The organism is Streptomyces sp. enrichment culture, from assembly GCF_964273145.1.
Taxonomy (GTDB): Bacteria; Actinomycetota; Actinomycetes; order Streptomycetales; family Streptomycetaceae; genus Streptomyces.
The window spans coordinates 658,627-684,101 of the sequence record NZ_OZ186873.1; the positions used below are offsets into that span (position 1 = coordinate 658,627).

The window sequence follows — 25,475 nt, forward strand, 5'->3', positions numbered from 1 at the left end:
CAAACTCGACATATATTCATCTTGTCAGGTCCAGCCGGGCGTCCCGGCGGACCAACGCCGCGTAGCGCCCGTCCCGCTCCAGCAACTCCTCGTGCGTCCCGCGTTCGACCACCCGCCCCGCGTCGAGGACCACGATCTGGTCGGCACCCCGGACGGTGGACAGGCGGTGCGCGATGGTGATGGTGGTGCGGTGGACGGACAGGGCGTCGACGGCCTCCTGGACGGCGGCCTCGGTACGGGTGTCCAGGGCACTGGTCGCCTCGTCGAGAACGAGGACGGGCGGGTCGCGCAGGATGGTGCGGGCGATGGCCAGGCGCTGCTTCTCGCCGCCGGAGAAGCGGTGGCCGCGCTCGCCGACGACGGTGTCGTAGCCGTCGGGCAGGGACGCGATGTGGTCGTGGATCTGGGCCGCCTTCGCCGCCGCGACCAGTTCGTCGTCGGTGGCGTCGGGTTTGGCGAAGCGCAGGTTGTCGGCGACCGACGCGTGGAAGAGGTACGTCTCCTGCGAGACGACGCCGACCGCGCGGGCGAGGGTGTCGAAGTCCAGGTCGCGCACGTCGACCCCGTCGAGGGTGACCCGGCCGCCGGTCACGTCGTACAGACGCGGCACCAGGTGACCGAGGGTGGACTTGCCGGCGCCGGTCGGGCCGACGACCGCGAGGCTGCCGCCCGCGGGGACGGTGAGGTCGACGCCGTCGAGGACGGGGGTGCCCTGGCCGTCGTAGCGGAACTCGACGCTCTCGAAGCGGACCTCGCCCTTGATCCGGTCGAGGTGGACGGGGTCCTTCCGTTCGGTGATGTCGAGGGGGAGGTCGAGGTACTCGAAGATGCGCTGGAAGAGGGCGAGCGAGCTTTGGATCTGCACACCGGTCGACAGCAGGCTCACGGCCGGGCGGAACAGTCCCTGCTGGAGCGAGACGAAGGCGACGATGGTGCCGAGGGAGACGCCGGGGCCGCCGAAGTGGAGTGCCAGGCCCGCGGCCCAGTAGATGACGGCGGGCATCGCGGCCATGACGATCGTGATGACGGCCATCCGCCAGCGGCCCGCCATGCTGGACCGCACCTCCAGCTCGACCAGGCGTTCGGACTCGTCGCGGAAGGTGCGGGTGAGCGAGTCGGCGCGCCCCATGGTGCGGCCGAGCAGGATGCCGCTGACGGAGAGCGACTCGGTGACCGTGGCGGCCATCGCGGCCATCTGCTTTTGCCGCTGGGTGGTGATCTTCCGGCGCTCGCTGCCGACGCGGCGGCTGATCCACACGAAGACGGGGAGCAGGACGAGGGAGACGACGGTCAGCCGCCAGTCGAGGGCGATCATCGCGACGACGGTGGCGACCACGCTGGTGAGGTTGGAGACCAGGGAGGTGGCGGTGGAGGTCACGGTGGCCTGCATGCCGCCGATGTCGTTGGCGATGCGGGACTGCACCTCACCGGTGCGGGTCCGGGTGAAGAAGGCGAGCGACATGCGCTGCAGGCGGCCGTAGACCGCGGTGCGCAGGTCGTGCATGACGCGCTGGCCTACCGTCGTCGAGATCAGCGTCTGGAGCACGCCGAAGACGCTGGAGAGGACGGCGCTGAGGATCATGCCGAGGGCGAGCAGGCTCAGCAGGCCCGTGCGGCCCTCGGGGATCGCGACGTCGAGGATCTCCTTCAGCAGGAAGGGCGTGGCGACCGAGACCAGCGACGAGGCGGCGACCAGCAGGCCGACGACCACCAGTCGGCCGCGGTAGGGGCGGAAGAGCCGCAGGATCCGGCGCACCTGCCGGGGCTGTTCCGCGGCGTCGGCGGGCGGGGTCCAGGACGGCGGGCGGTCGGGATGCATGGGCTCCTGCGGGGGAATGGGGCGACACGTGGAGGGGCGGGCGGCCGTGAAGCCGCCGGCGCCGCGGACGCCGCGGCACACTGGCGGAGTTTAGCTCACTGTTACCTATGCTCACAATGAACGTTGTGCTGATATCGTTCCGGCATGACCAGCCCCGACCCCGACGGCCTGCTCGCCGAGCAGTTGCTGCGGCTCACCCGCCGGGTGCACCGCATTCAGAAGCGCCACCTGGAACAGCGCGACCTCGGCATCACGCCGGCCCAGTCCCGGCTGCTGCGCACCCTGGCGCACTACCCCTCGCCGCCCCGCATGGCCGACCTGGCGGAGCGGCTGGAGGTCGTGCCCCGGGCCGTGACGACGCTGGTCGACGGGTTGGAGGCGGCCGGAAAGGTGCGCCGGGTGCCGGATCCGGCCAACCGCCGGATCATCCGGATCGAGCTCACCGCCGACGGCCGGACGGCCCTGCGCGAGCTGCGCCGCGCCCGCAGGTCGGCCGCGGAGGAGATCCTGGCGCCTCTGACGGACGGACAGCGCGAGGTGCTCGGGGGGTTGCTGGACACGCTGATCGACGGAGCGCCGGTACGGGGTTGCGGCGACACGTCCGCGGGCCGGGAGACGGCCGGCGGGCCGTCCATGTGAGGGGGACCGTCCGCGGGTCGACGGGAGCCGTCCGTGTGACGGGAGGCAGCCGGCGGGTGGTCCCCGCGAGGAGGCCCGACGGCGTCGAGGCGTACGGCCCGGGGCCCGGGTGGCCGCGTCGGCGGCCCGGGCCCCGGGAGACGGCCGGTGGCTCCGCCGCGGCCACGCCCCCGGGTCCGCCTTGTCCCCCGTCGCCACGACCGGGCGCGGATCCGGGCCGGGTGTCCGCAGCAGGTGCTCCATCGCCTGCTCGGGCAGGTTGACGCGGGCCGGCGTGCCGCGGCCGTGGTCGAGACGGAGCCAGATCCCGCCGCCCTCGGCAGAGCCTTCGGGCCGCGTCGGGTCGTTCGGCGGGCCGCCTTCGACGCGGTTGTGGCCGATGGCGGTGACGTGGTCGACGTCGTGCCGGTACGCCTTGTCCCACCAGCGGGGGCCGTGAAGGCGGCGGACCGCGTGTACGGCAGCCGGGAACCGGGGTCCGGCAGGACGCCGCCCCCGTCGCTGGGCGTGAACACGCCGACGGGGCCGCGCTCGTCGTCCTCGCGGTGGTGCGCCGTCCAGCCCTTGGTGCCGTTGCGCGCCGCCCGGCTCCGCGTCCGGTGCCAGGAGGGGCCGTGCCCCGTGTACAGCACGACGGTGGACTCGGCGGAGTCCCCGCCCTCGCCGTACACCGCGACGACCTGCCGGGAGCCGGCGGGGATACGCCCGTGGAGCCGGTCGCCGGCACCCGGGATGCGCGTCGCACCGGCCGTCGCGGACGGCGTACGGGCCGTCCGGCCGCGCCGCGGGGCCCCGTGCCGTCCGCCCGCGCCGGTCCGCCCCGGCCGATCAGAACCGCCGGCAGACAGCCGAGAACCACCGGCACGGTCGCCGTGCACCGCGCGTCCGCGTCTCCCCTTCGCCGCACCACGTTCCGGGCCGGCACCCGGGTCCTCTCGGCCACCCTCCGGCGCACGGCAGCCGATTCCGCGCGGTGCCGTGGAAAACCGTTTGATTACGACCACGCCGCGACCCGAACCTTGGACGGCTCGCTGCCACTTGATGCCGTGCCGTGCGGCACCCCCGACCCGAGCCGCTGGGATGTCATGCAGATCCAAGACCTTCCGTTTCCCGATCCGGGCGTGCCGGACGCACGTTCGGGCCCCCGATTGCTCCGGTGGCTCTTCCGCAACCAACTGGGCGGTCAGCTCAAGTCCCTGACCTGGGGACTGCTGCACTTCGCCGCCGTCTCGGCGCTGCCGTTCTGCGTCGGCCTCGCCGTCCAGGCCGTCGTCGACCGCTCCGGTGCCCGGCTCGCGCTCGCGGGCGCCCTGATGGCCCTGTGCTGTGTCGCCAACGCGGTCGGCGACACCTTCCTGCACCGCGCCGCGGTCACCAACTGGATCACCGCGGCGGCCCGCGTCCAGCAGCTGCTGGCCCGCAAGACCGCGCTGCTCGGCTCGGCGCTGACCCGGCGGGTGGCGGCCGGTGAGGTCGTCGCCGTCTCCACGGGCGACGTCGAGAAGATCGGCTGGTTCGTGGAGGCCCTCTCCCGCTTCACCGCCGCCGCCCTCACCATCGTGCTGGTCTGCGTGAGCCTGCTCGTCTACCAGCCCGCCCTCGGTGTCGTCGTCGCCGTCGGCCTGCCGGTGCTGGCGCTCGCCGTACTGCCCCTGCTGCCCCGGGCGACCCGGCGGGCCGACCTCCAGCGGGAGAAGGCCGGCCGCGCCACCGAACTGGCCTCGGACACCGTCGCCGGGCTGCGCGTGCTGCGCGGCATCGGCGGCGAGGAACTCTTCCTCGACCGCTACCGCCGCGCCTCCCAGGAGGTCCGCCACGCCGCCGTGCGCAGTGCCCGCATGTGGTCCCTGATCGCCGCGATCCAGGTGGTCCTGCCGGGCCTGCTGCTGATCGCGGTGGTCTGGCACGGCGTGCATCTGGCCCGCGAGGGCCGGATCGGCGTCGGCGAGCTCGTCACCGTCTACAGCTCGGTCATGCTGCTCACGTACCCGCTGCGGCACTTCGAGGAAATCGCCATGGCGTACTCCTTCTCCCGCCCCTCGGCCAAGCGGGCGGCGCGCGTGCTGTCGCTGGAGCGCGCCACGGACACCGGCGGATCCCGCGCCGCCGAGGTGCCCTCCGGCGACCTGTACGACCCGGCCACCGGTCTGCTCGCCCCGGCCGGCCGGCTCACCGCCGTGGTGTGCGGCGACCCGGACGCGGCCGGCCGGCTCGCGGAACGGCTCGGCGGGCACGCCGGCGAGGAGGGCACCTCGGCGCTGCTGGGCGGCGTACCGCTCGACGAGCTCCCGCTGGACTGTGCCCGCACGGCCGTCCTGGTCCAGGACAAGGATCCGGTGCTGCTCTCGGGCACCCTGCGGGAGCTGCTCGACGTGCCCGCGTCCGGCGGCGTCGGCGCCGGGGATGCGCTGGCGGCGGCCCAGTGCGAGGACGTGCTGGCGGCGCTCGTGCAGGGCTCGCTCGGCGCCGAGGACCCGATGGACGCCCGCATCACCGAACGGGGCCGCTCCCTCTCGGGCGGCCAGCGCCAGCGGCTCGCCCTGGCCCGGTCCCTGCTCGCCGATCCGGAGGTGCTCGTCCTGGACGAACCGACCTCCGCCGTGGACTCCCACACCGAGGCACGGATCGCGCAGGGCGTACGGGACCTGCGGGCGGGGCGCACCACTGTGATCCTCACCTCCTCCCCGCTGCTGCTGGACCGCGCCGACCGGGTCGTCTTCCTGGACGAGGGCGAGGTGGCGGCGGCGGGTGTCCACCGCGACCTGCTGCGGACCGAGCCGCGGTACCGGGCGGTGGTGACCCGGGAGACCGACGACGAGTCCGTCTCCGCGCACGGCGCCGGCGACATCGGCGGTGTCGGCGGTGTCGGCGACGCCTCCGGCGTCCGCGGCGTCCACGGCGCTCTGAAGGAACTCGAAGAGATCGAGGAGACGGCATGATCGGCGTGGCGCCCCCGGCGTACGACCCGGCGGCCCCGACGACGGCGAGCACCCTGCCCGTCGGCGCCCCCGCGACCGTACGCGCCTACGTGGCGGAACTCCTGCGCCGGCACCGCCGCGCGTTCCTGCTCCTCGTCGCCGTCAACACCGTCGCCGTGGCCGCCTCGATGGCGGGGCCCTGGCTGCTGGGCGGCTTGGTCGAGCGGGTGTCCGACAGAGCCCGCGAGCTGCACCTGGGGCCGACGGCGACGCTGTTCGTCGCCGCCCTCGTGATCCAGGCGGCGTTCGTGCACCAGGTGCGTCTGCGGGGCGCGGTGCTCGGTGAGCGGATGCTGGCCGACCTGCGCGAGGACTTCCTCGTCCGGTCGGTCGGACTGCCGCCGGGCGTCCTGGAACGGGCCGGCACCGGTGATCTGCTGTCCCGCATCACGACGGACATCGACCGGCTCGCCAACGCCATGCGCGAGGCCGTCCCCCAGCTGGCGATCGGCGTGGTGTGGGTGGTCCTGCTGCTGGGCGGTCTGGTGGTCACCGCCCCGCCGCTGGCGCCCGCCGTGCTGCTCGCCGTGCCGCTGCTGGTGATCGGCTGCCGCTGGTACTTCCGGCGGGCGCCCGCCGCCTACCGTTCGGAGGCCGCCGGGTACGCCGCCGTCGCCGCCGCGCTCGCCGAGACCGTGGACGCCGGCCGCACCGTCGAAGCCCACCGTCTCGGTGCCCGGCGGATCGAGCTGTCGGAGCGCCGGATCCGGGAGTGGACCGCGTGGGAACGCTATACGCTCTGGCTGCGGTCGGTGCTCTTCCCCGTCGTCAACATCACGCACATCACGGTGCTGGCTTCCGTCCTGATGATCGGCGGCGTGTTCGTCCTCCAGGGCTGGATCGGCGTCGGTCAGCTGACCACGGGCGCGCTGATCGCCCAGATGCTGGTCGATCCGGTCGGCCTGATCCTGCGCTGGTACGACGAGCTGCAGGTGGCGCAGGTGTCGCTGGCCCGGCTCGTCGGCGTCCGGGACATCGAACCGGACGCCGGTGACGGCGCCCTGGTCCCCGGCGGGCGTGACCTGCGCGCCGACCGGGTGAGGTTCGGCTACCGCGAGGGCGTGGACGTCCTGCGCGAGGTGTCCCTGAAGGTGCCCCCCGGCACCCGGATGGCGCTGGTCGGCCCCTCCGGCGCCGGCAAGTCCACCCTGGGCAGGCTGCTCGCCGGCATCTACGGGCCGCGGGAGGGCCGGATCACCCTGGGCGGCGCCGAACTGTCCCGGATGCCCGCCGAACGGGTCCGCTCGCACGTCGTCCTCGTCAACCAGGAGCACCACGTCTTCGTGGGCTCCCTGCGCGACAACCTCCGGCTCGCCCTCCCCCACGCCCGGCTTCGCCCGGACGGGGACGCCTCCGCCGGCGGCGACGCCGAACTGTGGGCGGCCCTCGGCGCGGTCGGCGCGGACGGCTGGGCCCGGGCCCTCGACGACGGCCTGGACACCGAGGTCGGCTCGGGCGGGGTGGCGCTCACCCCGGCCCAGGCCCAGCAGGTCGCGCTGGCCCGGCTGGTGCTGGCCGACCCGCACACCCTGGTCCTGGACGAGGCGACGTCCCTGCTCGACCCACGGGCGGCACGCCATCTGGAACGGTCCCTGGCCCGCGTCCTGGACGGCCGCACGGTGGTCGCCATCGCCCACCGCCTGCACACCGCCCACGACGCGGACGTCATCGCCGTCGTCGAGAACGGCCGGATCAGCGAGCTCGGCAGCCACGACGAGCTGGTCGCCGCGGACGGCGCCTATGCGGCGCTGTGGCGTTCCTGGCACGGCTGACCGGGCGGTCGCGGCCGGCCGCCCTGGTGGACGCGGGCGGCCGGTGGAGCACGGTCGGACGGACGCGGACGGCAGCCGGCCGCACCCGAAGGGCGACCGGGTGGACGCGGGCGGCCGGCGGGACGCAGTCAGGCGGGTGGACGCGCCCGCGCCGCGCGGGTGCCCCGCTCGGGAGCGGGGATCGGCCGGTACCGGGTGCGGGCCGTCAGCGCCCGGGCCGCGAACGCGGGACCCCGGCCCGGGTCCGTGCCGTTGCGCGGTGCCGGACGGAGGGGAAGGCTGGTGGGAGGCACCGGCTCGGGGAGCGCCCGGGAACCGTGCGGTTCGGCACCGGGCGGCGCCTGTGCCCCGTGCAGCATCGGCGGCCCGCCGCGGCCCGCGGTGACAAGGGGTCCGTCCCCGCCCCCCTGGAGGTACCCGTGAACAGCGCCGACGGATGGGGAGACGACGTCTACCAGCCCGACAGGTCCGAGCAGAGGGAGGACACGGGGCTGCTCGACTCGGAGGACACCCTGGAGTACGACGGCGTCGACAATCCCCTCGACCGGGGCTGGTCCCCGCCGGAACGGCCCTGGGCGGTGGAGCACATCGGTGTGACGGCCGCCGAGCGCCGGGAGGGCGAGAGCCTGGACCAACGGCTCGCCGAGGAGCTCCCGGACACCGTCACTGCCGACGGCGACGGCCTCGGCGACTGCCAGGACACGGACGGGGAACTCCTGGACAACGAGGTCGGCGCGGCCCGCTCCGGCCGGCTGGTGGCACCCGACCAGGGGGCGCACGAGGACGAGGAGCCCGCGCTGGTCGCCACCGACGTGGGCATCGACGGGGCGGCGGCCTCGGCCGAGGAAGCCGCGATGCACATCGTCGACGAGGACGCGCTTCCCCGCGCAGTGGGGTGAAACCGAAGAAACGACCGAACCCGCCGGACCGGCCGGTGCCGCGGACCCCATCGGCCCCGAGCGGACCGGGGCCCCTCCACCCCGCCGGCCCCCCGGTCCCGCCGTCGCCGTGCCGCCGCGACCGCGGCCCGTGCCGTACAAGGAGAACTCATGCAGCAGGACAAGCACCCGGACTACCACCCCGTCGTCTTCCGCGACCGAGCCGCCGGGTACGCCTTCCTCACCCGGTCCACCGCGACCAGCGACCAGACCATCGAGTGGGACGACGGCGAGACCTACCCGGTGGTGGACGTGGAGATCTCCTCGGAGAGCCATCCGTTCTACACGGGCAAGGCACGGACGGTGGACACGGAGGGCCGCGTCGCCCGTTTCGAGCGGCGCTACGGCGGCAAGGACCGGGACGCCGGCGGCACGGGCTGAGCTGCGCGCCCCGGCCCGGTGCCGGCCCGTGCGTACCGGCCGGGGCGTCAGATGACGTTGAGCGCCGCCGCGCCGCCCACTCCGCCGAGCACCATGAAGGCCGGCATCAGCACCTTCAGCTCGATCCAGCTGCCCGCCCGGAACCGCATGCCCTTGGGCGGGCCGAGCGGGTACCAGCGCTTGCGGCCCACCGGGATCGGCCACAGGATCGGGCAGCCCGAGACGGTCAGCGCGTCCCCGATGTCGTGCACCAGCGCGCCCAGCACGACCGGCAGCCCCAGCCACAGGTACTCCTGGCCCGGTGCCGGGAACAGCCAGTCCGCGCCGCCCCCCGGCTCGTCCAGGACGCCCGCCAGGATCCACGCGCTGGTGGCGGCCAGCAGCCAGACCAGGACGTCGCTGCTGGAGCCGCGGGCCGCCCGCCACAACAGGCCCTCGATGGCCAGCACCATGTGCACGAAGAGGATCGTCAGCACCGCCCAGCGGCCGCCCGTGATCGCCAGGACCGAGGTGCCCCCGCCGATCAGGACCGCCCACACCCAGGTGTGCGTGAGCGTGCGGTGGCCGCCGGAACGGCGTGGGTCGCCCTGCTTCTTCGTCGCCTTGTAGACGGCGTACGACAGTTTGTCGACGATCTCGCACAGCCCTCGCGAGACGGGACCGAAGGCCCGCGAGATCGTGGCCGCCTTGTGGTCCAGGTCCGGAGCGAGCGCGGCGCCGGCGCAGATCAGGGCACCGCACAGCAGGACCGGCCAGGGCATCGGACGTCCGGCCGCGGCGGCGGCCGCTCCGACACCGAGCCAGGCGGCGGCGCCCGACAGTGAGTGTGCTGGTCCCATCATCGCCGTTGCCCGCCCCATTCCTCTTGTGCCGCTGTTCAGTTGACCGGTTCCGCTCACGCGCCGTCGTCGGCACAGCGTAACCTTCGTGATCTTCGAGCCCGTATCCGATTCCCGCATCAGGGCTCGGGCCAGGCAAGATGGGGGCGTGACCCTCATCGATCAGCTGCCGCCGACCGCCGACCCCGACGCCCTCTACGAAGCCTTCGAGTCGTGGGCGCAGGAGCGGGGTCTCACGCTCTACCCCCATCAGGAGGAGGCGCTGATCGAGGTGGTCTCCGGTGCGAACGTGGTCGTGTCGACGCCCACCGGCTCCGGCAAGAGCATGATCGCGGCGGGTGCCCACTTCGCGGCGCTGGCCCGGGACGAGGTGACCTTCTACACGGCTCCGATCAAGGCGCTGGTGTCGGAGAAGTTCTTCGAGCTGTGCAAACTGTTCGGCACCGAGAACGTCGGCATGCTGACCGGTGACGCCTCCGTGAACGCCGACGCCCCCGTGATCTGCTGCACCGCCGAGGTGCTGGCGTCGATCGCGCTGCGGGACGGCAGGCACGCGGACGTCGGCCAGGTCGTCATGGACGAGTTCCACTTCTACGCGGAGCCGGACCGGGGCTGGGCGTGGCAGATCCCGCTGCTGGAGCTGCCGCAGGCGCAGTTCGTCCTGATGTCGGCCACCCTCGGTGACGTCTCCTTCTTCGAGAAGGACCTCGCGCGCCGCACCGGCCGCCCCACGGCGGTGGTCCGCTCGGCGACGCGTCCGGTGCCGCTGTCCTACGAGTACCGGTACACACCGCTCACGGAGACGCTCACCGACCTGCTGGAGGCGAGGCAGGCCCCCGTCTACATCGTGCACTTCACGCAGGCGCAGGCGGTGGAGCGGGCGCAGGCGCTGATGAGCATCAACATGTGCACGCGGGAGGAGAAGGACAAGATCGCCGAGCTGATCGGCAACTTCCGCTTCACCACCAAGTTCGGCCGCAACCTCTCCCGCTACGTGCGGCACGGCATCGGTGTGCACCACGCCGGCATGCTGCCCAAGTACCGGCGCCTGGTGGAGAAGCTGGCGCAGGCCGGCCTGCTGAAGGTCATCTGCGGCACGGACACGCTCGGCGTCGGCGTCAACGTGCCGATCCGCACGGTGCTGTTCACGGCGCTGACCAAGTACGACGGCAACCGTGTGCGCACGCTGCGCGCCCGTGAGTTCCACCAGATCGCCGGCCGGGCCGGACGCGCGGGCTTCGACACGGAGGGCTTCGTCGTCGCCCAGGCGCCCGAGCACGTCATCGAGAACGAGAAGGCGCTCGCCAAGGCGGGCGACGATCCGAAGAAGCGCCGCAAGGTGGTGCGCAAGAAGGCCCCCGAGGGTTTCGTCGGGTGGACGGAGAAGACCTTCGAAAAGCTCATCGAGTCCGATCCGGAGCCGCTGACGTCCCGTTTCCGGGTGACGCACACCATGCTGCTGTCGGTGATCGCCCGGCCCGGCAACGCCTTCGAGGCGATGCGGCACCTGCTGGAGGACAACCACGAGCCGCGCAAGCAGCAGCTGCGGCACATCCGGCGGGCCATCGCCATCTACCGCTCGCTGCTGGACGGCGGCATCGTCGAGAAGCTCGACCAGCCGGACGCCGAGGGCCGCATCGTCCGCCTCACCGTCGACCTCCAGCAGGACTTCGCGCTGAACCAGCCGCTGTCCACCTTCGCGCTGGCCGCGTTCGAACTGCTCGACCCCGAGTCGCCGTCGTACGCGCTGGACATGGTGTCGGTCGTGGAGTCGACGCTGGACGACCCGCGGCAGATCCTGGCCGCCCAGCAGAACAAGGCGCGCGGCGAGGCCGTCGCCGCCATGAAGGCGGACGGGGTGGAGTACGAGGAGCGCATGGAGCGGCTCCAGGACATCACCTACCCCAAGCCGCTGGAGGAGCTGCTCTTCCACGCGTACGACACCTACCGCCGCAGCCACCCCTGGGTCGGCGACCATCCGCTGTCGCCCAAGTCGGTCGTGCGGGACATGTACGAGCGGGCACTGTCCTTCACGGAGCTGGTCTCCTTCTACGAGCTCGCCCGCACCGAGGGCATCGTGCTGCGTTACCTCGCCAGCGCCTACAAGGCCCTGGAGCACACCATCCCGGACGACCTGAAGTCCGAGGACCTGCAGGATCTGATCGAGTGGCTCGGCGAGACGGTGCGCCAGGTCGACTCCAGCCTGCTCGACGAGTGGGAGCAGCTCGCCAACCCGGAGGAGATGACCGCCGAGGAGGCCCAGGAGCAGGCGGACCAGGTCAAGCCGGTCACCACCAACACCCGCGCCTTCCGCGTGCTGGTGCGCAACGCGATGTTCCGCCGGGTGGAACTGGCCGCCCTCGACCGGGTCGGGGAACTGGGCGAGATGGACGCCGAATCCGGCTGGGACGCGGACGCCTGGGGCGAGGCGATGGACAAATACTGGGACGAGTACGACGAGCTGGGCACCGGTCCCGACGCCCGTGGCCCGAAGCTGCTGATCATCGAGGAGGAACCGCAGAACGCTCTGTGGCGCGTCCGGCAGATCTTCGACGACCCGCGCGGCGACCACGACTGGGGCATCAGCGCGGAGGTCGATCTGACGGCCTCCGACGCGGAGGGACGCGCCGTCGTCCGCGTCACCGACGTCGGTCAGCTGTGAACACAGGAGAAACCCACCCATGACGAATCCGGCCGAACGGCTCGTCGACCTGCTCGACCTGGAGCAGATCGAGGTCAACATCTTCCGCGGCCGCAGCCCGCAGGAGTCCCTGCAGCGGGTCTTCGGCGGCCAGGTCGCCGGCCAGGCGCTGGTCGCCGCCGGCCGGACCACGGACGGCGACCGCCCGGTGCACTCGCTGCACGCGTACTTCCTGCGCCCGGGACGGCCGGGCGTGCCGATCGTGTACCAGGTCGAACGGGTCCGCGACGGCCGGTCGTTCACGACCCGCCGGGTCACCGCCGTGCAGCAGGGCCGCACGATCTTCAATCTCACCGCCTCCTTCCACAAGCCTGAACCGGGGAGTTTCGAGCACCAGTTGCCGCCGGCCCGTGAGGTTCCGCCCCCGGAGTCGCTTCCGACGGTCGCCGACGAGATCCGGGAGCATCTCGGCACGCTGCCCGAGCAGTTGGAGCGGATGGCCCGGCGCCAGCCCTTCGACATCCGCTATGTCGACCGGCTGCGCTGGAGCCCCGAGGAGATCAAGGACGCCGAGCCGCGCAGCGCCGTGTGGATGCGCGCGGTCGGGCCGCTCGGTGACGACCCGCTCGTGCACACCTGCGCCCTGACCTACGCCAGCGACATGACGCTCCTGGACGCCGTGCGCATCCCGGTGGAACCCCTGTGGGGGCCGCGGAGCTTCGACATGGCGTCGCTGGATCACGCCATGTGGTTCCACCGCCCGTTCCGCGCGGACGAGTGGTTCCTGTACGACCAGGAGTCGCCGATCGCGACGGGCGGGCGGGGTCTGGCGCGCGGCCGGATCTACGACGTGCGGGGGCGTCTGCTCGTGTCCGTGGTCCAGGAAGGGTTGTTCCGGCCCCTGTAGCGCTTTCGCCGAGTGCTCATGAGCTTCTGGGACGGAACCAGCTCAGCGGACCGCGGGTCCGGCCGGGGGCGGGACGCCCGGGTGGCCGGCGCCGCGGTACCGGGTGGGATGCCGTCGGCCGCGGAGCCGGTCCGGAGCACGCCGGCCGGTGCCCCGGACGGCGTGCCGCCGGTTTCGGCGCCGGTCGCTGCTCGCGTGCGGCGGCCAGCTCCCGGGCCAGCTCCGCCGCCAGCCACTCGACCTCCTCGGGGTCGTCCGCCGTCAGGATCGCCGCGGTGATCCGCGTGACCGGCGAGCCCGGCCAGCCGTGCTCCCGAGGGGCGGGGCGGAACCGGTTCAGCCGGGACCGCTCGTACGGGTCCCGTACGAGTCGGGAGATCCGGAGCGGGTCGAGCAGTGACGCCACGGCCGCGGCACGCGTCCAGGGATCGTGGGCCTGACGCAGCATGAAACCCAGGTGCCGTCCCCGCCAGTTGCGGGGGCGCAGGTCCAGGCCCGCCTCCAGCCGGCTCCGCTGCGCTTCGGACAGTCGGCCCTTCAGCAGCGGGGCGTTCCTCTCGTCGGCCGCGAACCGCCTCAGCTCGTCGGCCAGGTAGAGCCAGACCACCGCCCGGTAGCGGTTGAGGTAGAACTTCACCGGCACCAGAACGCCCAGGCGGGCGAGACGGGTGAAACGGGCTTTCGCCACCCCGATCAGGGCCGCGCCCTGCGCGGTGCCCACGACGCTGACGCTCTCCCGCAGGGACTGCGGGAAACCGTCCTCGCCGCGGAGCCGTTCGATCTCGGGACGCGGGACGCGCCGGCCGCTCCCCGCCCCGTCGGGGGCTGTGCGGACCCGCCCGAGCCGGACGGCGATGTCCAGCTCGCTCCGTTTCAGGCCGAGTTCTCGCGCCGCGCGGCTCAGCGTGACCGAACTCGCCTGCGTACTCGGGGCGTGCCGCGTATCGGCGGCCCGCTCCGCGGTGGCCGGGGTTCGGGCCTGGTGCGTGATGGTGGTACCGGACATGGTCGTCTCCCCCGTGGAGTGTGCGTGCCGACGCGTTGTGCGTTCGTCTGAAAACACACCGTAACCGCTGGTCGGCCCCTTCCGGCGAGCCTGTGGATAACTCCACGGGGCGGGACGAACGCGCAGGTCAGAACTGTCCGAAGGGTGTCCGGTCGGGATAGCGGGCATCCACGTCCAGGTGCTCACCGACGCGGTTCACGAGCAGCGTCATCTCGTAGGCGATCTGCCCGATGTCGGCCTCCGCCCCGCTGAGCACGCACAGACAGCTGCCGTTGCCGGCCGCGGTGACGAACAGCACCGCGTCGTCGAACTCCACCATCGTCTGGCGCACCCGTCCCGCACCGAAGTGCCGGCCCGAGCCCTTCGCCAGGCTGTGCAGCCCGGAGGAGACGGCGGCGAGATGCTCGGCGTCCTCGCGCCGCAACCCCGTACTCGCTCCCGTCACCAACCCGTCGTTGGACAGGACGAGTGCGTGCCGCACATGTTCCACGCGCTCCGTCAGGTCGTCCAACAGCCAGCCAAGTCCCCGGCTCTGCGCCATGGTTCGGTCTCCCCGTGTTCTCCCCGTACGATGTCTCCCCCTGGCGGGGGTCTGCCCGCCAGCCTTCCCCACGACCGCGCTGTGGGCAAGGAGAAGCGGAGGCGGCGCGTGGCCCGGGTGCCCCACGGCCCCGGGACGCCGAACCGGCCGGGACACCGGCAGAGGGCGCTTTCCGAAAGGTGACACGATCCGGCGCAGGGACGCGGTGGAACGATCACGTCACGCTCGAACGCGCACTCCATGCCAGCACCCGTGCCGGTGCGGGATCATGCGGAGCATGAGCGACGACCACACGCACGTCCAGGAGTTCTTCGCCGCACGCGCCGCCGAATGGGACAGCCGCTTCCCCGACGACGGTCCCGCCTACGCGGCCGCGGTGGCCGGACTCGGCCTGCGCCCGGGTGACCGCGTCCTCGACGCGGGCTGCGGCACCGGACGGGCCCTGACACCGCTGCGAGCGGCCGTGGGACCGTCGGGAGTGGTCGTCGGGGCCGATCTGACACCGGCCATGCTGCAGGCCGCCGTACGGGCCGGACGGGACCGTGACGGGCGGTTGCTGCTGACCGACGTCGCCGCGCTGCCGCTGCGCTCGCGCTCGCTCGACGCCGTGTTCGCGGCCGGCCTCATCGCGCACCTGCCCCACCCGGCCGAGAACCTCCGGGAGTTGGCGCGCGTGGTGCGCCCCGGTGGTGTACTGGCCCTGTTCCATCCGATCGGCAGGGCCGCCCTCGCGGCACGCCAGGGCCGCCGGATCACACCGGACGACCTGCGCGCGCAGTCCCGGCTGCGGCCCTTGCTGGCCGGCTCGGGGTGGCGCATGACGTCGTACGTCGACGAGGACACACGGTTCCTGGTGCTGGCCGTCCGCGAGGACTGAGCCCCGGCCCGCTCGGCGGCCGGCCCGCCGAGGTGACGCAGGGCTCGGCTCCCCCACCGTCCCGCTTCTGCCCCGCCCCTTGCCTCCGTGCCCGTCCCGTCGCCGCCGGAGGCCCTGGTGCATCGCACCCGCGGTGCACCCTCCGCGCTCGCCGTTCCCATCGCGGCCACGCCCACCGGTCCGGTCCAGGCCGTCGTACCGTGGCCCGGCTGACGCTGACCGGGCGCATCGGCAAGCCGCTGAGCACACTGCACGGCGATCTGGACGCGCTGCCGCCCAAGGCCGTCGGCTCCGGCGTGTACGCGCATGATCGACCGGAGCGGGCGGGGCGGGTCGCACCGCTCCCGCACGATCCGGGGAGGCACCCACGTCGACGGACTGCACGACCCGCGTCCGGACCGGCTGCGGCCGATCCCGCCGTGCTGCCGATCGGCGTTCGACGCGCCGGCCGGACGAGTGGAGCGGGGCACCCCGCCGCCCGTCGGCCACACGGCCGGCGGGCGGCGACGCGGTCGACGCGGTCGACGCGTGCAGCCTGAGCCATACGGCCACGGCGTCGCGCCGGCGGTTCAGCCGCCGAGTTCCCTGCGGGTGACGCGGCGGCGCAGCCTGCGCCGCTGGGAGGGATCCAGCGCGAGGTACGCGGCGGCCGGGACTCCCAGGACTATCAGGAGCGCGGCCCACCAGGGCAACCAGATCAACAGGATGATCCCGGCCGCCACACCCCCCGCGGCGATCTTGGCGTTCTTCGACATGGCGTCGCCTCCTTCGCGGCCCTTGCCGCTCTGTTCTGAAGAACGGGAGCGCGTTTTCCGCGGTTCCGAACCGCGCCCCTGAGACATCCCTGAGGTGGCACCCCGACCACCCCCGAGAAGCCGGCGGCACCTCGCTCCGGAAGGAACGTCCGGAAATCGCCCTCCCGTGCATGGTGACCCAGACCACACCCCTGTCGCACCCGAGGAGGCCAGGAACCCTGCACCCCGGGCGATCCGATCCACCAGTCAAATTTCAGGAGTGGCCATCGCCGCGCAGACGACTTCCCCCACCCCGGGACACCTCCGCCGGCCCCCTCCGCGATTTCCGGACTCGCCCGCTGCTGCGTCGTGTTCGTACCCGGTGATCCCGCCCGCACCGGCGAGGCCGCCTTCCGGCCTCCCGACGACGGAGACCCCCCGGTCGTGCCGTCGGGGACCCCGACCGACCTGACGGCGGTGGTACCCGGCGCCTACGGCGTGGAGCCGGCGCGCGTCCGCGCGCTCCCGCTGCCCGTACGTACCGCCCTTGCCGTTCCCACGCGTGTGCGTGCCTGCGGCCACGGGCACCGCGCAGCCGTGTTCTGGGGCACGGCCGCCGCGCACGCCCTGCATCTCGTGGCGCGCGGGCTGCTGCCCGGTCCGTCCCCGGACGATCACGACGCCTGGCGCGCGGGTCCGCTGGGCGCGGAGGAGATCGAACGGATCCGCCGTCTCGCCGCCGCGATGCCGCCCAGGCCCACGCCGTGCCGCTGGACGGTGCCCCGTCCCTGCGGCTGCCCGGCCCGGAAGGGCTGGTACGCGCCCTCCTGGACACCGTCGCCGACACCCTGCCCCGCTTCCCCGCCGCGCCGCTCGCGGCGGGCTCCGGCGCCCACGCGGCGCCGGAGCCGCTGCACCTGCACCAGCAGACCGACGCGTCCGCCGCCGGGCCCACCCTGGTGGTCTGCCCGACGTCCCCGATGGGCAACTGGCAGCGGGAGATCGGAAAGTTCGCGCCGGGCACACCCGTGCGCCGGTTCCACGGCACGCGGCGCGACCTGGAGGACCTGCCGACGGCGAGTTCGTCCTCGCGACCCACGGCACGATGGGGCTGGACGCGCGGCGGTTCGCCGAGGTGCGCTGGGGCCTGGTAGTGGCGGACGAGGCGCAGCATGTGAGGAGCCCCTACTCGGCGACGGCCCGGCAGCTGCGCACCATGGGCGCCCGCGCACGCGTGGCACTCACCGGCACCCCGGTGGAGAACGACCTGACCGAGCTGTGGGCCGTCCTGGACCGGACGGCGCCGGGCCCGCTGGGCCGGCTCGGCGCCTTCCGCAGCCGGTACGCGCGGGCCGTCGAGGGCGGCCGGGACGCATCACGGCCGTGGTGCGGGACCGGGACGGCACGGCGCACCGGGCCGACGTCCTGTCGGCCTCCCGGACGGTGGCGGAGGCTCACCGCCTGCTCGCCGGGGCGCTGCGGCCCGGACATGGGGCGGCGGTGAAGGCGGAGCCGGCGATCGCCGAGGACGCGGTACGGCTGTCCGTGGCCGATCCGGAGCCGGCCGTGGCGGCTCGCCTCGCCGCCGGGTCGGGGCGCGACCGGGAAGCCGTGTCCGCGGCGGTACGCGCGTGGCGGCGCGGTGGCACCGCCGCGCTGTCCGTACTGGAGGAGGAGTGGGACGTGGGGGGAGAAGCGCTCGCACGCGCGCGTGCCGCCCTGGGATCGGCGTGGGAGGAGGGCGAGCGGCCGCCGCTGCGGGCGCGGGCCGACCGGTGGACGGTCGTCGGCGCTCCGCACCAGCTCCGCCTGGGCCGCGACGGCCGCTGGTGGCCCTACCGCGGGGGAGGGGGCCGGTGGGCGCCCGCGGGAGGTGCGGCCCACGATCCCGCGTCGGCCCTGGCCGCGACGGGGTTCACTCCGGGGGAGGAAGCGTGAGGAGGGACCCACGGGGTGCCGCACGCAGCGGCCGGATCCGGAGCGGTGCCGGCCGACCGCGTCGTGCCCGGTGTCCGCGCCCGCTACGGCTCCATGGAGCCCGCGCGTCTCAGCAGCGGCAGCACGTGGTCCGTGACGGCGGGTGCCAGCCGGACGTCGGACACGTCCCCGGAGATCCACCTCAGACGGGCGAGTTCGGCCGCGGGCGCAGGCGTCCGGGCGATGCGCGCCTCGAACAGCGTCAGGCGCATCGGCACGCCTTCCAGGGCCGCCACGGACTCGATGCGGGCCAGCAACCGCGGCTCCAAGGGCTCGACGCCCAGTTCCTCGTCCAGTTCACGACGCAACGCCTCCAGCGGTGCCTCGCCCGCCTCCGGCTTGCCCCCGGGCAGGTAGAAGACATCCGGAGCGGCCTGCTTGCTCACGACCAGCAGGCGTCCCTCCTGAACGATCGCGGCCGCCACGACCGTCAACGGCTCGGCGGCCCCGTGTTCCTCAGCCGTGGTCGATTCGCTCCCCCGTGTCATGCCCGCCATCCTCCCAGGGCCGGGGAGCGAAGGCCGTGGACATCGCGCGCGGACCGCTGGGCGCCTGTCCCAATCAGCGCTGCGGCATCGGGGCGGCCGCCGGTGCCGGAGGGTTCGGCGCGCCGGGCCCACGGGCCGGCAGCGACGCCCCCGCCCCCGTGCCTTGAAAACCCTCCGCGTCCTGAGGACCCTCCAGGCTCTGCCGGTCCTGCCCTCCCGCCCCGCGCCGGGACGTCCGGCAGGGCGCCCGCGAGTCCCGCCGCACGTCGTGTTCACGCGCGCGGCAGGGCAGCGGGGGCCACTCCGGCGCGCGGGCCGGAGCACGGGCCCGCACGTGCGCGGGACGTCGGTTCCTCGCGTTCGCCGGCGACGGAGCGACCAGCCGGATCACGTACGCGCGGGACGCGGACGACTCGTACGGGCACTGTCCGCCACCGGTTGCGGGCTCACGCGCGCGGGACGCGCACCCCGGCGGCATGGCCCCGTGTGAGGCGTGGGGCCCACACGCGCGGGACGCGAACGGGGACGGGACGCGCGCCCCTCCCCGTCCCCCGAGGCGCGGGCCGAGGGAGGCCGGCCGGCACGCCGGCCCCGTCCCCGCGCCCGGCGGTGGCCTCCCGAAGCCGGTCGTGCGTGCCGGGAGCCGGCACGCACGACCGGGCGACGGCGGGAGTGCCGCGCCGATTCGCCTCCACGAGTCGAGTCCCGCGAGTCCCGCGGATTCAGCCCCGGGCCCCCAGCAGGTGGTCCATCGCGAGCTGGTCGAGGCGCTCGAAGGCCATGCCGCGGGCGGCGGCGGCGTCGACGTCGAACTCCTCGTAGGCGGTGCGGTCGGCGAGCAGGCCCTGGATCCCGTCGGCGGCGGTGGGCTGCGCCAGCTCGTCCAGGCGCGCGGCCCGCAGCGCCTCCTGCACCTCGGGGTCGGCGCGGAACGCCGCGGCGCGCTCCTTCAGGATCAGGTAGTTGCGCATGCAGCCCGCCGCGGAGGCCCACACCCCGTCCAGGTCCTCGGTCCGCGGCGGCTTGAAGTCGAAGTGCCGCGGCCCCTCGTACCCGCCGCTCTCCAGCAGGTCCACGAGCCAGAACGCGGCCCGCAGGTCACCGGCGCCGAAGCGCAGGTCCTGGTCGTACTTGATGCCGGACTGGCCGTTGAGGTCGATGTGGAACAGCTTGCCCGCCCACAGCGCCTGCGCGATGCCGTGCGGGAAGTTGAGCCCGGCCATCTGCTCGTGCCCGACCTCCGGGTTGACCCCGTACAGCTCAGGCCGCTCCAGCCGCTCGATGAACGCCAGCGCGTGACCGATGGTGGGCAGCAGGATGTCGCCGCGCGGCTCGTTCGGCTTCGGCTCGATGGCGAACCGCAGGTCGTAGCCCTGGGAGGTGACGTACTCGCCGAGGAGGTCGAACGCCTCCTTCATCCGGTCCAGTGCCGCGCGGACGTCCTTGGCGGCGCCGGACTCGGCGCCCTCCCGGCCGCCCCAGGCCACGTACACCTTCGCTCCCAGCTCGACGGCCAGGTCGATGTTGCGGATCGTCTTGCGCAGCGCGTAGCGGCGCACATCGCGGTCGTTGGCGGTGAAGCCGCCGTCCTTGAACACCGGGTGGGTGAACAGGTTGGTGGTGGCCATCGGCACCTTCATGCCGGTGGCGTCCAGCGCCTGCCGGAAGCGCTTGACGATCGCCTCCCGCTCCGTGTCCGAGGAGCCGAACGGGATCAGGTCGTCATCGTGGAAGGTGACGCCGTAGGCGCCGAGCTCGGCCAGGCGCTGCACCGCCTCGACCGGATCCAGGGCCTGCCGGGTGGCATCGCCGAAGGGGTCCCGTCCCTGCCAGCCGACGGTCCACAGACCGAAGGTGAACTTGTCCTCGGGAGTGGGCTGGTAGTTCATGCCACGGCTCCTTGCTCGCTCTACGACTATTTCGTCATGGCCGTTTACAAATTAGTATGCCGATGCGTTCCTGGGAAGGGACACGGTGTCCCCGAAGGAGTGATGTCCGGATCGTCACGGTCTGGGCGCCCGCAGAACACCAGGGAGCCCCCAAAGGGGCCCCGGTCAGATCCCGCTGAGCCGCGGAAGAGGGAGAAGCCCGATGTCAGCAGCCGAGGGACCGCTCGTCGTCGGCGTGGACACGTCCACCCAGTCCACCAAGGCACTGGTCGTCGACGTGGCCACCGGACGCGTCGTCGCGAGCGGCCAGGCGCCGCACGCCGTCTCCTCCGGGGCCGGCCGCGAAAGCGATCCGCGCCAGTGGTGGGACGCCTTGTGCGAGGCCCTGCGCCAGTGCGGCGACGCCGCGCGCGAGGCCGCCGCGGTGTCGATCGGCGGACAGCAGCACGGCCTGGTCACGCTGGACGGGCGGGGAGAACCGGTCCGCCCGGCCCTGCTGTGGAACGACGTGCGGTCGGCGCCGCAGGCCCGCCGGCTGACCGAGGAGCTCGGCGGCGCGAAGGTCTGGGCCGAGCGTACCGGGCTGGTCCCCGCCGCCTCGTTCACGGTCACGAAGTGGGCCTGGCTGGCCGAGAACGAGCCGGATGCGGTGCGCGCGACCAAGGCCGTCCGCCTCCCCCACGACTACCTCACCGAGCGCCTGACCGGGCAGGGCACCACCGACCGCGGCGACGCCTCCGGCACCGGCTGGTGGGCGTCCGGCACCGAGGCGTACGACGAGGAGATCCTCGCGCGTGTGGGGCTCGATCCGGCGCTGCTGCCCCGCGTGGCGCGGCCCGGCGAGGTGGCGGGCACCGTGCGCGGCGGGCACGGCCTGCCGTTCTCCGAGGGCACCCTGGTCGCCCCCGGCACCGGCGACAACGCCGCCGCCGCGCTCGGCCTCGGGCTGCGCCCCGGCATGCCGGTGATGAGCCTCGGCACGTCGGGCACGGTGTACGCCGTGTCGCGGCGCCGGCCCGCCGACCCGACCGGCACCGTCGCCGGCTTCGCCGACGCCCGCGGCGACTGGCTGCCGCTGGCCTGCACCCTCAACTGCACGCTCGCCGTCGACCGGATCGCCGCCCTGCTGGGCCTGGACCGCGAGGCCGTCGAACCCGGTGCGGACGTCACCCTCCTGCCCTACTTGGACGGCGAGCGCACCCCGAACCTGCCCGGCGCCTCCGGCCTGCTGCACGGACTGCGCCACGACACCACCGCCGGCCAGCTGCTGCAGGCCGCCTACGACGGCGCCGTCCACGCACTGCTCGGCGCACTCGACCTGGTCCTCGACGAGGACGCGGACCCGTCCGCGCCCCTGCTGCTGATCGGCGGCGGCGCCCGCGGCACGGCCTGGCAGCAGACCGTACGGCGGCTGTCGGGGCGGCCCGTGCAGATCCCCGAGGCCAGGGAACTGGTGGCACTCGGCGCCGCGGCACAGGCGGCCGCCCTGCTGACGGGCGAGGACCCGGCCGCGGTCGCCCGGCGCTGGAACACGGCCGCCGGCCCGGTGCTCGACGGCGTGGAACGGGACGAGGCGGCGCTGGCCAGGATCACCGGGGTACTCTCCGACGCGGCGCCGCTGCTGGAGCGGGGCCCGCAAACCCCCTGACGGCACACCGACCGAGGACTGACGGAGGCATGAGCGCACCCCCGCACGAGGTACGTCCGGCCGGCCCCGGGCGCGCGTCGCCGGATACCCAGCAGGGCATGCGCCGGCGCAACCTGGCCCGGGTGATGCACGCCGTCCGCGCCGAGGGGCCGCTGTCCCGGGCAGCCGTCGCCTCACGGATCGGGCTCACGCGCGCGGCGGTGTCCACGCTCGTGGACGAGCTCATCCGCTCCGGTCTGCTGGAGGAACTGGGCCCCGAGCGCCCCGGCCGGGTGGGCCGGCCCGGCTCGGCCCTCGCCGTCAGCGCACGCGGCCCCGCGGGGCTCGGCGCCGAGATCGGCGTCGGCCACCTGGCGGTCTGCGCGGTCGACCTGCGCGGCCGCGTGCGCGCGCGGGCCGTGCGGTACGGCACTCACCGGGGGAGCTCCCCCGGACCGGTGCTCGAGCAGCTCGCGGGGCTGGTGCGGCGGGTCGTCGCCGAGGCGGAGGCGGAAGGCCTGTGGCCGGCGGGGCTCGCCGTGGCGGTACCGGGACTGGTGGCGCGGGACGCCCGGACCGTCGTACGCGCCCCGAACCTCGACTGGCACGACGCGGATCTGAGCCCCCTGCTGCCCTCGGACATCCCGCTGACGGTGGACAACGAGGCCAACTTCGGCGCCCTGGCCGAACTCTGGCTCGGCGCGGGCACGCCGCGGGACTTCCTGCACGTCTCGGCCGCGATCGGCATCGGCGCCGCCGTGGTCGTGGACGGGCTCCTGCTGCGCGGGACCCGCGGGTTCGCGGGCGAGCTGGGGCACGTGCCGGTGTGGCCCGACGGCCCCGCGTGCGCCTGCGGAGGGCGCGGCTGCCTGGAGCAGTACGCCGGTGAGGAGGCGGTCCTGCGCGCGGCCGGCCTGGAACCGGGTGAGGACCGCGTCGGCCTGCTCGCCGAACGGGCGGAGCGCGGCGACGAGGGGGCGCGGCGTGCCCTGCGCGCGGCGGGGGAGGCGCTCGGCGTCGCCCTGACCGGAGCCGTCAACCTGCTCGACCCCGAGACCGTGGTCCTGGGCGGCGCGCTGGCCGGGCTCGCTCCCTGGCTGCTGCCGTCGCTGCGGGACGAACTGGCCCGGCGTACGGCCGGCCCGGCCTGCCCCGTGTCCGTGTCCGGGCTCGGACCCGAGGGGCCGTTGCTCGGTGCCGCGCACTCGGTGGTGCGGGCCGTGCTGGACGATCCGGCGGCGGTGGCAAAGCGGGCCGAGCCGGACGCCGTACCGGACTGAGCCGTGCGTGGAAGTGGGGCGAGCCGGGTCCCGGCCCCCGGACTTCGGCGGTCCGTCCGCCCCCTCCTCACCCGATCGGGTGAGCGAGTTGTCCACAACTCCCCTGCCGTCCACGGGAGCGGGCCGGTACCTTCTGCCCTGCGGGCGGGCGCCGTAACGTGATCCGCGAGAACGCAACGGCCGGCGGCCCACCCCCGCCGGCCTTCGTCGAAACGGAGCCGTGCAGCGATGAGCGACCCCCGCATCCTGACCGTACGTCCCGAACCGGGCGAGTACGCGTGGACGTTCGGCGGAGCACCGCCCGTCGCGCGCATCGCCCCGGGCACGGTCTTGGACCTGTACACCGAGGACTGCTTCGCCGGCCGGGTGCGGTCCGAGAAGGACCTGGTCTCCGAGGTCTGCGAGTACCCGTTCCTCAACCCCCAGACCGGCCCCTTCCACGTGGAGGGCGCGGAACCCGGGGACACCGTCGCGGTGCACTTCGTGTCGATCGAACCGGCCCGGGACTGGGCGGCGTCGACCACGGTCCCCCTGTTCGGCGCGCTCACCTCCACCCGCACCACGGCCACGCTCCAGCCGCCGCTGCCGGAGAGGGTGTGGATCTGGCAGCTCGACCGGGCGCGCCGTACGGCGATGTTCCGGGCGCGGGAGAGCGACATCGAGGCGGAGCTTCCGCTGGACCCGATGCACGGCACGGTGGGGGTGGCCCCCGCCAACCTGGAGGTGCGCTCGGCCCTGGTGCCCGACGCGCACGGCGGCAACATGGACACGCCCGAGATGCGGGCCGGCGTCACCTGCTACCTCGGGGTCAACGTCGAAGGAGCGCTGCTCAGCCTCGGTGACGGGCACGCACGGCAGGGCGAGGGAGAGACCTGCGGGGTCGCCGTGGAATGCGCGATGAACACGGTGGTGATAGTCGAGCTGCTGAAGGACCTCGCCACGCCCTGGCCCCGCATCGAGTCCGACACGCACATCGTCTCGACCGGTTCCGCACGCCCGTTGGAGGACGCCTTCCGCACAGCCCAGCTGGACCTGGTGCGGTGGCTGGTGCGCGACTACGGCTTCAGCGAGCTGGACGCCTACCAGTTCGCGACCCAGGCCGTCGAGTCCCCATTGGCCAACGTCTGCGACACCAACTACACCTGCGTGGCCAAGCTCCGCAAGGAGTGGCTGCCCGCGCGCGAGACCCACCGCGGCGTGCACGCGCGGCTGCGCGAGACGGCCGCCGCGTTGCGGAACTGACCGTCTCCCTGCCGGAGACCCGCACCACCGCGGACGCCTCCAAGACGCGCCGGGGACGCCCCGGTCCCCCGAAGACGCCGCGCGAGAACCCGCCGAGTACACCGAGAACCCGAGGCCCACCGAAAGGCGATCCGCATGGAACGAGCACGAGCGCTTCCCCCCGGCAGGCGGCGGATCCTGATGGGCGCCGCACTCGCCACCGCCCCGTACGCGCTGCTCTGCGGACCGCGGGCCGGCGCGAGGCCCCAGGCCGTCGACCACCCGGGCGCCGAATGGCAGCCGGCGAGCACCTCCAACCACACCGCGGCGAACCGTCCCACGAGCCACCGCATCGACTGCGTGGTCGTCCACGTCACGCAGGAGACGTATTCCGACACCCTGTCCATCTTCCGCGACCCGCGCAAGAAAGTGTCCGCGCACTACGTCGTCCGGTCCGCCGACGGGCACATCGCGCAGTGCGTCCGCGAGGCGGACATCGCCTGGCACGCGGGGAACTGGGACTACAACACGCGCAGTGTCGGCATCGAGCACGAGGGCTGGGTGGACCGCCCCGCGTACTTCACCGACGCCCTCTACGAGCGGTCGGCCGGCCTCACCGCGGCGGTCTGCGCGCGGTACGGCATCCCCAGGGACCGGGCCCACATCATCGGCCACCACGAGGTACCGGGCAGCGACCACACCGATCCCGGCCCGTACTGGGACTGGACCCGGTACATCAGACTCGTGAACCTGCTCGCCTGACCGCGGCGGCGTCCGAGGCGCCCTCCGCGGCACCGCCGCTTCCGCCCGCGGCTGTCGCCGCGTGAGCCCGGGAGGCGACCTGGTCTCCCTTCCCCCCGTCCGGAGCCGCGCCGCGGGCGTGATGGGAGGGGCGGCGACCGGAAGGGGCGGGGCGGAGGG

At 73.9% G+C, this 25,475-nt stretch carries 20 protein-coding genes and 2 pseudogenes; 14 read left to right on the plus strand and 8 right to left on the minus strand.

Translation table 11 applies throughout. The annotated features are described in order from the left end of the window. Positions 1-16 precede the first annotated feature (16 nt). Positions 17-1,819, minus strand: a complete 1,803-nt coding sequence (locus ACSU6Z_RS02985; protein WP_437042578.1) for an ABC transporter ATP-binding protein — start codon at positions 1,817-1,819, stop codon at positions 17-19. Between the two features lie 144 nt (positions 1,820-1,963). Here ACSU6Z_RS02985 and ACSU6Z_RS02990 point away from each other — a divergent pair, with 144 nt between their 5' ends. Beyond that, the gene (locus ACSU6Z_RS02990; RefSeq protein WP_437042579.1) at positions 1,964-2,458 is read left to right on the plus strand and encodes a MarR family winged helix-turn-helix transcriptional regulator; all 495 of its coding nucleotides are present in this window, start codon (positions 1,964-1,966) and stop codon (positions 2,456-2,458) included. Between the two features lie 177 nt (positions 2,459-2,635). On the opposite strand, the pseudogene ACSU6Z_RS02995 reads toward ACSU6Z_RS02990, so the two are convergent. Further along, a pseudogene (locus tag ACSU6Z_RS02995) lies at positions 2,636-3,336 on the minus strand (hypothetical protein); the annotation flags it as partial. A gap of 207 nt (positions 3,337-3,543) precedes the next feature. Here ACSU6Z_RS02995 and ACSU6Z_RS03000 point away from each other — a divergent pair. The 4 genes from ACSU6Z_RS03000 (at position 3,544) to ACSU6Z_RS03015 (ending at position 8,527) form a co-directional block, all read left to right on the plus strand. Continuing rightward, positions 3,544-5,397: an ABC transporter transmembrane domain-containing protein gene (locus tag ACSU6Z_RS03000; RefSeq protein WP_437042581.1), complete on the plus strand. Its 1,854-nt coding sequence runs from the start codon at positions 3,544-3,546 to the stop codon at positions 5,395-5,397. Next, positions 5,394-7,208: an ABC transporter ATP-binding protein gene (locus tag ACSU6Z_RS03005; protein ID WP_437042582.1), complete on the plus strand. Its 1,815-nt coding sequence runs from the start codon at positions 5,394-5,396 to the stop codon at positions 7,206-7,208. Before ACSU6Z_RS03000 ends, ACSU6Z_RS03005 begins: the two co-directional genes overlap by 4 nt. A 419-nt stretch (positions 7,209-7,627) precedes the next feature. Then, positions 7,628-8,107: a DUF5709 domain-containing protein gene (locus ACSU6Z_RS03010; RefSeq protein ID WP_437042584.1), complete on the plus strand. Its 480-nt coding sequence runs from the start codon at positions 7,628-7,630 to the stop codon at positions 8,105-8,107. Between the two features lie 150 nt (positions 8,108-8,257). Further along, positions 8,258-8,527, plus strand: a complete 270-nt coding sequence (locus ACSU6Z_RS03015) for a type B 50S ribosomal protein L31 (RefSeq protein WP_437042586.1) — start codon at positions 8,258-8,260, stop codon at positions 8,525-8,527. Positions 8,528-8,574: 47 nt separating this feature from the next. On the opposite strand, the gene ACSU6Z_RS03020 is transcribed toward ACSU6Z_RS03015, so the two are convergent. Continuing rightward, a complete protein-coding gene (locus ACSU6Z_RS03020; protein WP_437042588.1) occupies positions 8,575-9,369 on the minus strand; it encodes a metal-dependent hydrolase in 795 nt (264 codons plus the stop codon). Between the two features lie 145 nt (positions 9,370-9,514). Between ACSU6Z_RS03020 and ACSU6Z_RS03025 the strand changes: the two genes are divergently transcribed. Both ACSU6Z_RS03025 and ACSU6Z_RS03030 read left to right on the plus strand, forming a co-directional pair. Next, on the plus strand, positions 9,515-12,028 hold the full coding sequence (locus ACSU6Z_RS03025) for a DEAD/DEAH box helicase (RefSeq protein ID WP_437042590.1): 2,514 nt from the start codon (positions 9,515-9,517) through the stop codon (positions 12,026-12,028). 19 nt (positions 12,029-12,047) lie between these two features. Next, positions 12,048-12,914, plus strand: a complete 867-nt coding sequence (locus ACSU6Z_RS03030; protein ID WP_437042591.1) for an acyl-CoA thioesterase — start codon at positions 12,048-12,050, stop codon at positions 12,912-12,914. Between the two features lie 16 nt (positions 12,915-12,930). On the opposite strand, the gene ACSU6Z_RS03035 is transcribed toward ACSU6Z_RS03030, so the two are convergent. Beyond that, complete coding sequence (locus ACSU6Z_RS03035) at positions 12,931-13,920, minus strand: DUF6397 family protein (RefSeq protein WP_437042592.1); 990 nt, start codon at positions 13,918-13,920, stop codon at positions 12,931-12,933. Positions 13,921-14,047: 127 nt separating this feature from the next. After that, the gene (locus ACSU6Z_RS03040; protein WP_437042593.1) at positions 14,048-14,461 is read right to left on the minus strand and encodes a roadblock/LC7 domain-containing protein; all 414 of its coding nucleotides are present in this window, start codon (positions 14,459-14,461) and stop codon (positions 14,048-14,050) included. A 277-nt stretch (positions 14,462-14,738) separates the two neighbouring features. Between ACSU6Z_RS03040 and ACSU6Z_RS03045 the strand changes: the two genes are divergently transcribed. Next, on the plus strand, positions 14,739-15,338 hold the full coding sequence (locus ACSU6Z_RS03045) for a class I SAM-dependent methyltransferase (protein WP_437042596.1): 600 nt from the start codon (positions 14,739-14,741) through the stop codon (positions 15,336-15,338). Between the two features lie 569 nt (positions 15,339-15,907). On the opposite strand, the gene ACSU6Z_RS03050 is transcribed toward ACSU6Z_RS03045, so the two are convergent. Then, positions 15,908-16,093: a hypothetical protein gene (locus ACSU6Z_RS03050; protein ID WP_437042598.1), complete on the minus strand. Its 186-nt coding sequence runs from the start codon at positions 16,091-16,093 to the stop codon at positions 15,908-15,910. A gap of 456 nt (positions 16,094-16,549) precedes the next feature. On the opposite strand from ACSU6Z_RS03050, the pseudogene ACSU6Z_RS03055 reads away from it, so the two are divergent. Next, positions 16,550-17,444 (plus strand): annotated as a pseudogene (locus ACSU6Z_RS03055) (SNF2-related protein); the annotation flags it as partial. Between the two features lie 128 nt (positions 17,445-17,572). After that, complete coding sequence (locus ACSU6Z_RS03060) at positions 17,573-18,010, plus strand: hypothetical protein (RefSeq protein WP_437042599.1); 438 nt, start codon at positions 17,573-17,575, stop codon at positions 18,008-18,010. Positions 18,011-18,093: 83 nt separating this feature from the next. Here the strand turns inward: ACSU6Z_RS03060 and ACSU6Z_RS03065 are convergent, their stop codons facing one another. Beyond that, entirely contained in the window at positions 18,094-18,537 is a 444-nt protein-coding gene (locus ACSU6Z_RS03065) for an NUDIX hydrolase (protein WP_437042601.1), read from the minus strand. Between the two features lie 722 nt (positions 18,538-19,259). Beyond that, a complete protein-coding gene (xylA, locus tag ACSU6Z_RS03070; RefSeq protein ID WP_437042603.1) occupies positions 19,260-20,426 on the minus strand; it encodes a xylose isomerase in 1,167 nt (388 codons plus the stop codon). A gap of 202 nt (positions 20,427-20,628) precedes the next feature. Here xylA and xylB point away from each other — a divergent pair, with 202 nt between their 5' ends. The 4 genes from xylB (at position 20,629) to ACSU6Z_RS03090 (ending at position 25,316) form a co-directional block, all read left to right on the plus strand. Beyond that, positions 20,629-22,074, plus strand: coding sequence for a xylulokinase (gene xylB / locus ACSU6Z_RS03075; RefSeq protein WP_437042605.1), 1,446 nt, complete (start codon positions 20,629-20,631; stop codon positions 22,072-22,074). Between the two features lie 29 nt (positions 22,075-22,103). After that, positions 22,104-23,333: an ROK family protein gene (locus tag ACSU6Z_RS03080; protein WP_437042607.1), complete on the plus strand. Its 1,230-nt coding sequence runs from the start codon at positions 22,104-22,106 to the stop codon at positions 23,331-23,333. Between the two features lie 228 nt (positions 23,334-23,561). Beyond that, the gene (locus ACSU6Z_RS03085) at positions 23,562-24,575 is read left to right on the plus strand and encodes an acetamidase/formamidase family protein (RefSeq protein WP_437042609.1); all 1,014 of its coding nucleotides are present in this window, start codon (positions 23,562-23,564) and stop codon (positions 24,573-24,575) included. Positions 24,576-24,710: 135 nt separating this feature from the next. After that, a complete protein-coding gene (locus ACSU6Z_RS03090) occupies positions 24,711-25,316 on the plus strand; it encodes an N-acetylmuramoyl-L-alanine amidase (protein ID WP_437042611.1) in 606 nt (201 codons plus the stop codon). The last annotated feature ends 159 nt before the right edge of the window (positions 25,317-25,475 follow it).

Bases quoted from the DNA above. Each gene is read 5' to 3' on its own strand.
- ACSU6Z_RS02985 (WP_437042578.1), bottom strand. From the start codon at position 1,819: ATGCATCCCGACCGCCCGCCGTCCTGGACCCCGCCCGCCGACGCCGCG.
- ACSU6Z_RS02990 (WP_437042579.1), top strand. From the start codon at position 1,964: ATGACCAGCCCCGACCCCGACGGCCTGCTCGCCGAGCAGTTGCTGCGG.
- ACSU6Z_RS03000 (WP_437042581.1), top strand. From the start codon at position 3,544: ATGCAGATCCAAGACCTTCCGTTTCCCGATCCGGGCGTGCCGGACGCA.
- ACSU6Z_RS03005 (WP_437042582.1), top strand. From the start codon at position 5,394: ATGATCGGCGTGGCGCCCCCGGCGTACGACCCGGCGGCCCCGACGACG.
- ACSU6Z_RS03015 (WP_437042586.1), top strand. From the start codon at position 8,258: ATGCAGCAGGACAAGCACCCGGACTACCACCCCGTCGTCTTCCGCGAC.
- ACSU6Z_RS03020 (WP_437042588.1), bottom strand. From the start codon at position 9,369: ATGATGGGACCAGCACACTCACTGTCGGGCGCCGCCGCCTGGCTCGGT.
- ACSU6Z_RS03030 (WP_437042591.1), top strand. From the start codon at position 12,048: ATGACGAATCCGGCCGAACGGCTCGTCGACCTGCTCGACCTGGAGCAG.
- ACSU6Z_RS03035 (WP_437042592.1), bottom strand. From the start codon at position 13,920: ATGTCCGGTACCACCATCACGCACCAGGCCCGAACCCCGGCCACCGCG.
- ACSU6Z_RS03040 (WP_437042593.1), bottom strand. From the start codon at position 14,461: ATGGCGCAGAGCCGGGGACTTGGCTGGCTGTTGGACGACCTGACGGAG.
- ACSU6Z_RS03045 (WP_437042596.1), top strand. From the start codon at position 14,739: ATGAGCGACGACCACACGCACGTCCAGGAGTTCTTCGCCGCACGCGCC.
- ACSU6Z_RS03050 (WP_437042598.1), bottom strand. From the start codon at position 16,093: ATGTCGAAGAACGCCAAGATCGCCGCGGGGGGTGTGGCGGCCGGGATC.
- ACSU6Z_RS03065 (WP_437042601.1), bottom strand. From the start codon at position 18,537: ATGACACGGGGGAGCGAATCGACCACGGCTGAGGAACACGGGGCCGCC.
- xylA (WP_437042603.1), bottom strand. From the start codon at position 20,426: ATGAACTACCAGCCCACTCCCGAGGACAAGTTCACCTTCGGTCTGTGG.
- xylB (WP_437042605.1), top strand. From the start codon at position 20,629: ATGTCAGCAGCCGAGGGACCGCTCGTCGTCGGCGTGGACACGTCCACC.
- ACSU6Z_RS03080 (WP_437042607.1), top strand. From the start codon at position 22,104: ATGAGCGCACCCCCGCACGAGGTACGTCCGGCCGGCCCCGGGCGCGCG.
- ACSU6Z_RS03085 (WP_437042609.1), top strand. From the start codon at position 23,562: ATGAGCGACCCCCGCATCCTGACCGTACGTCCCGAACCGGGCGAGTAC.
- ACSU6Z_RS03090 (WP_437042611.1), top strand. From the start codon at position 24,711: ATGGAACGAGCACGAGCGCTTCCCCCCGGCAGGCGGCGGATCCTGATG.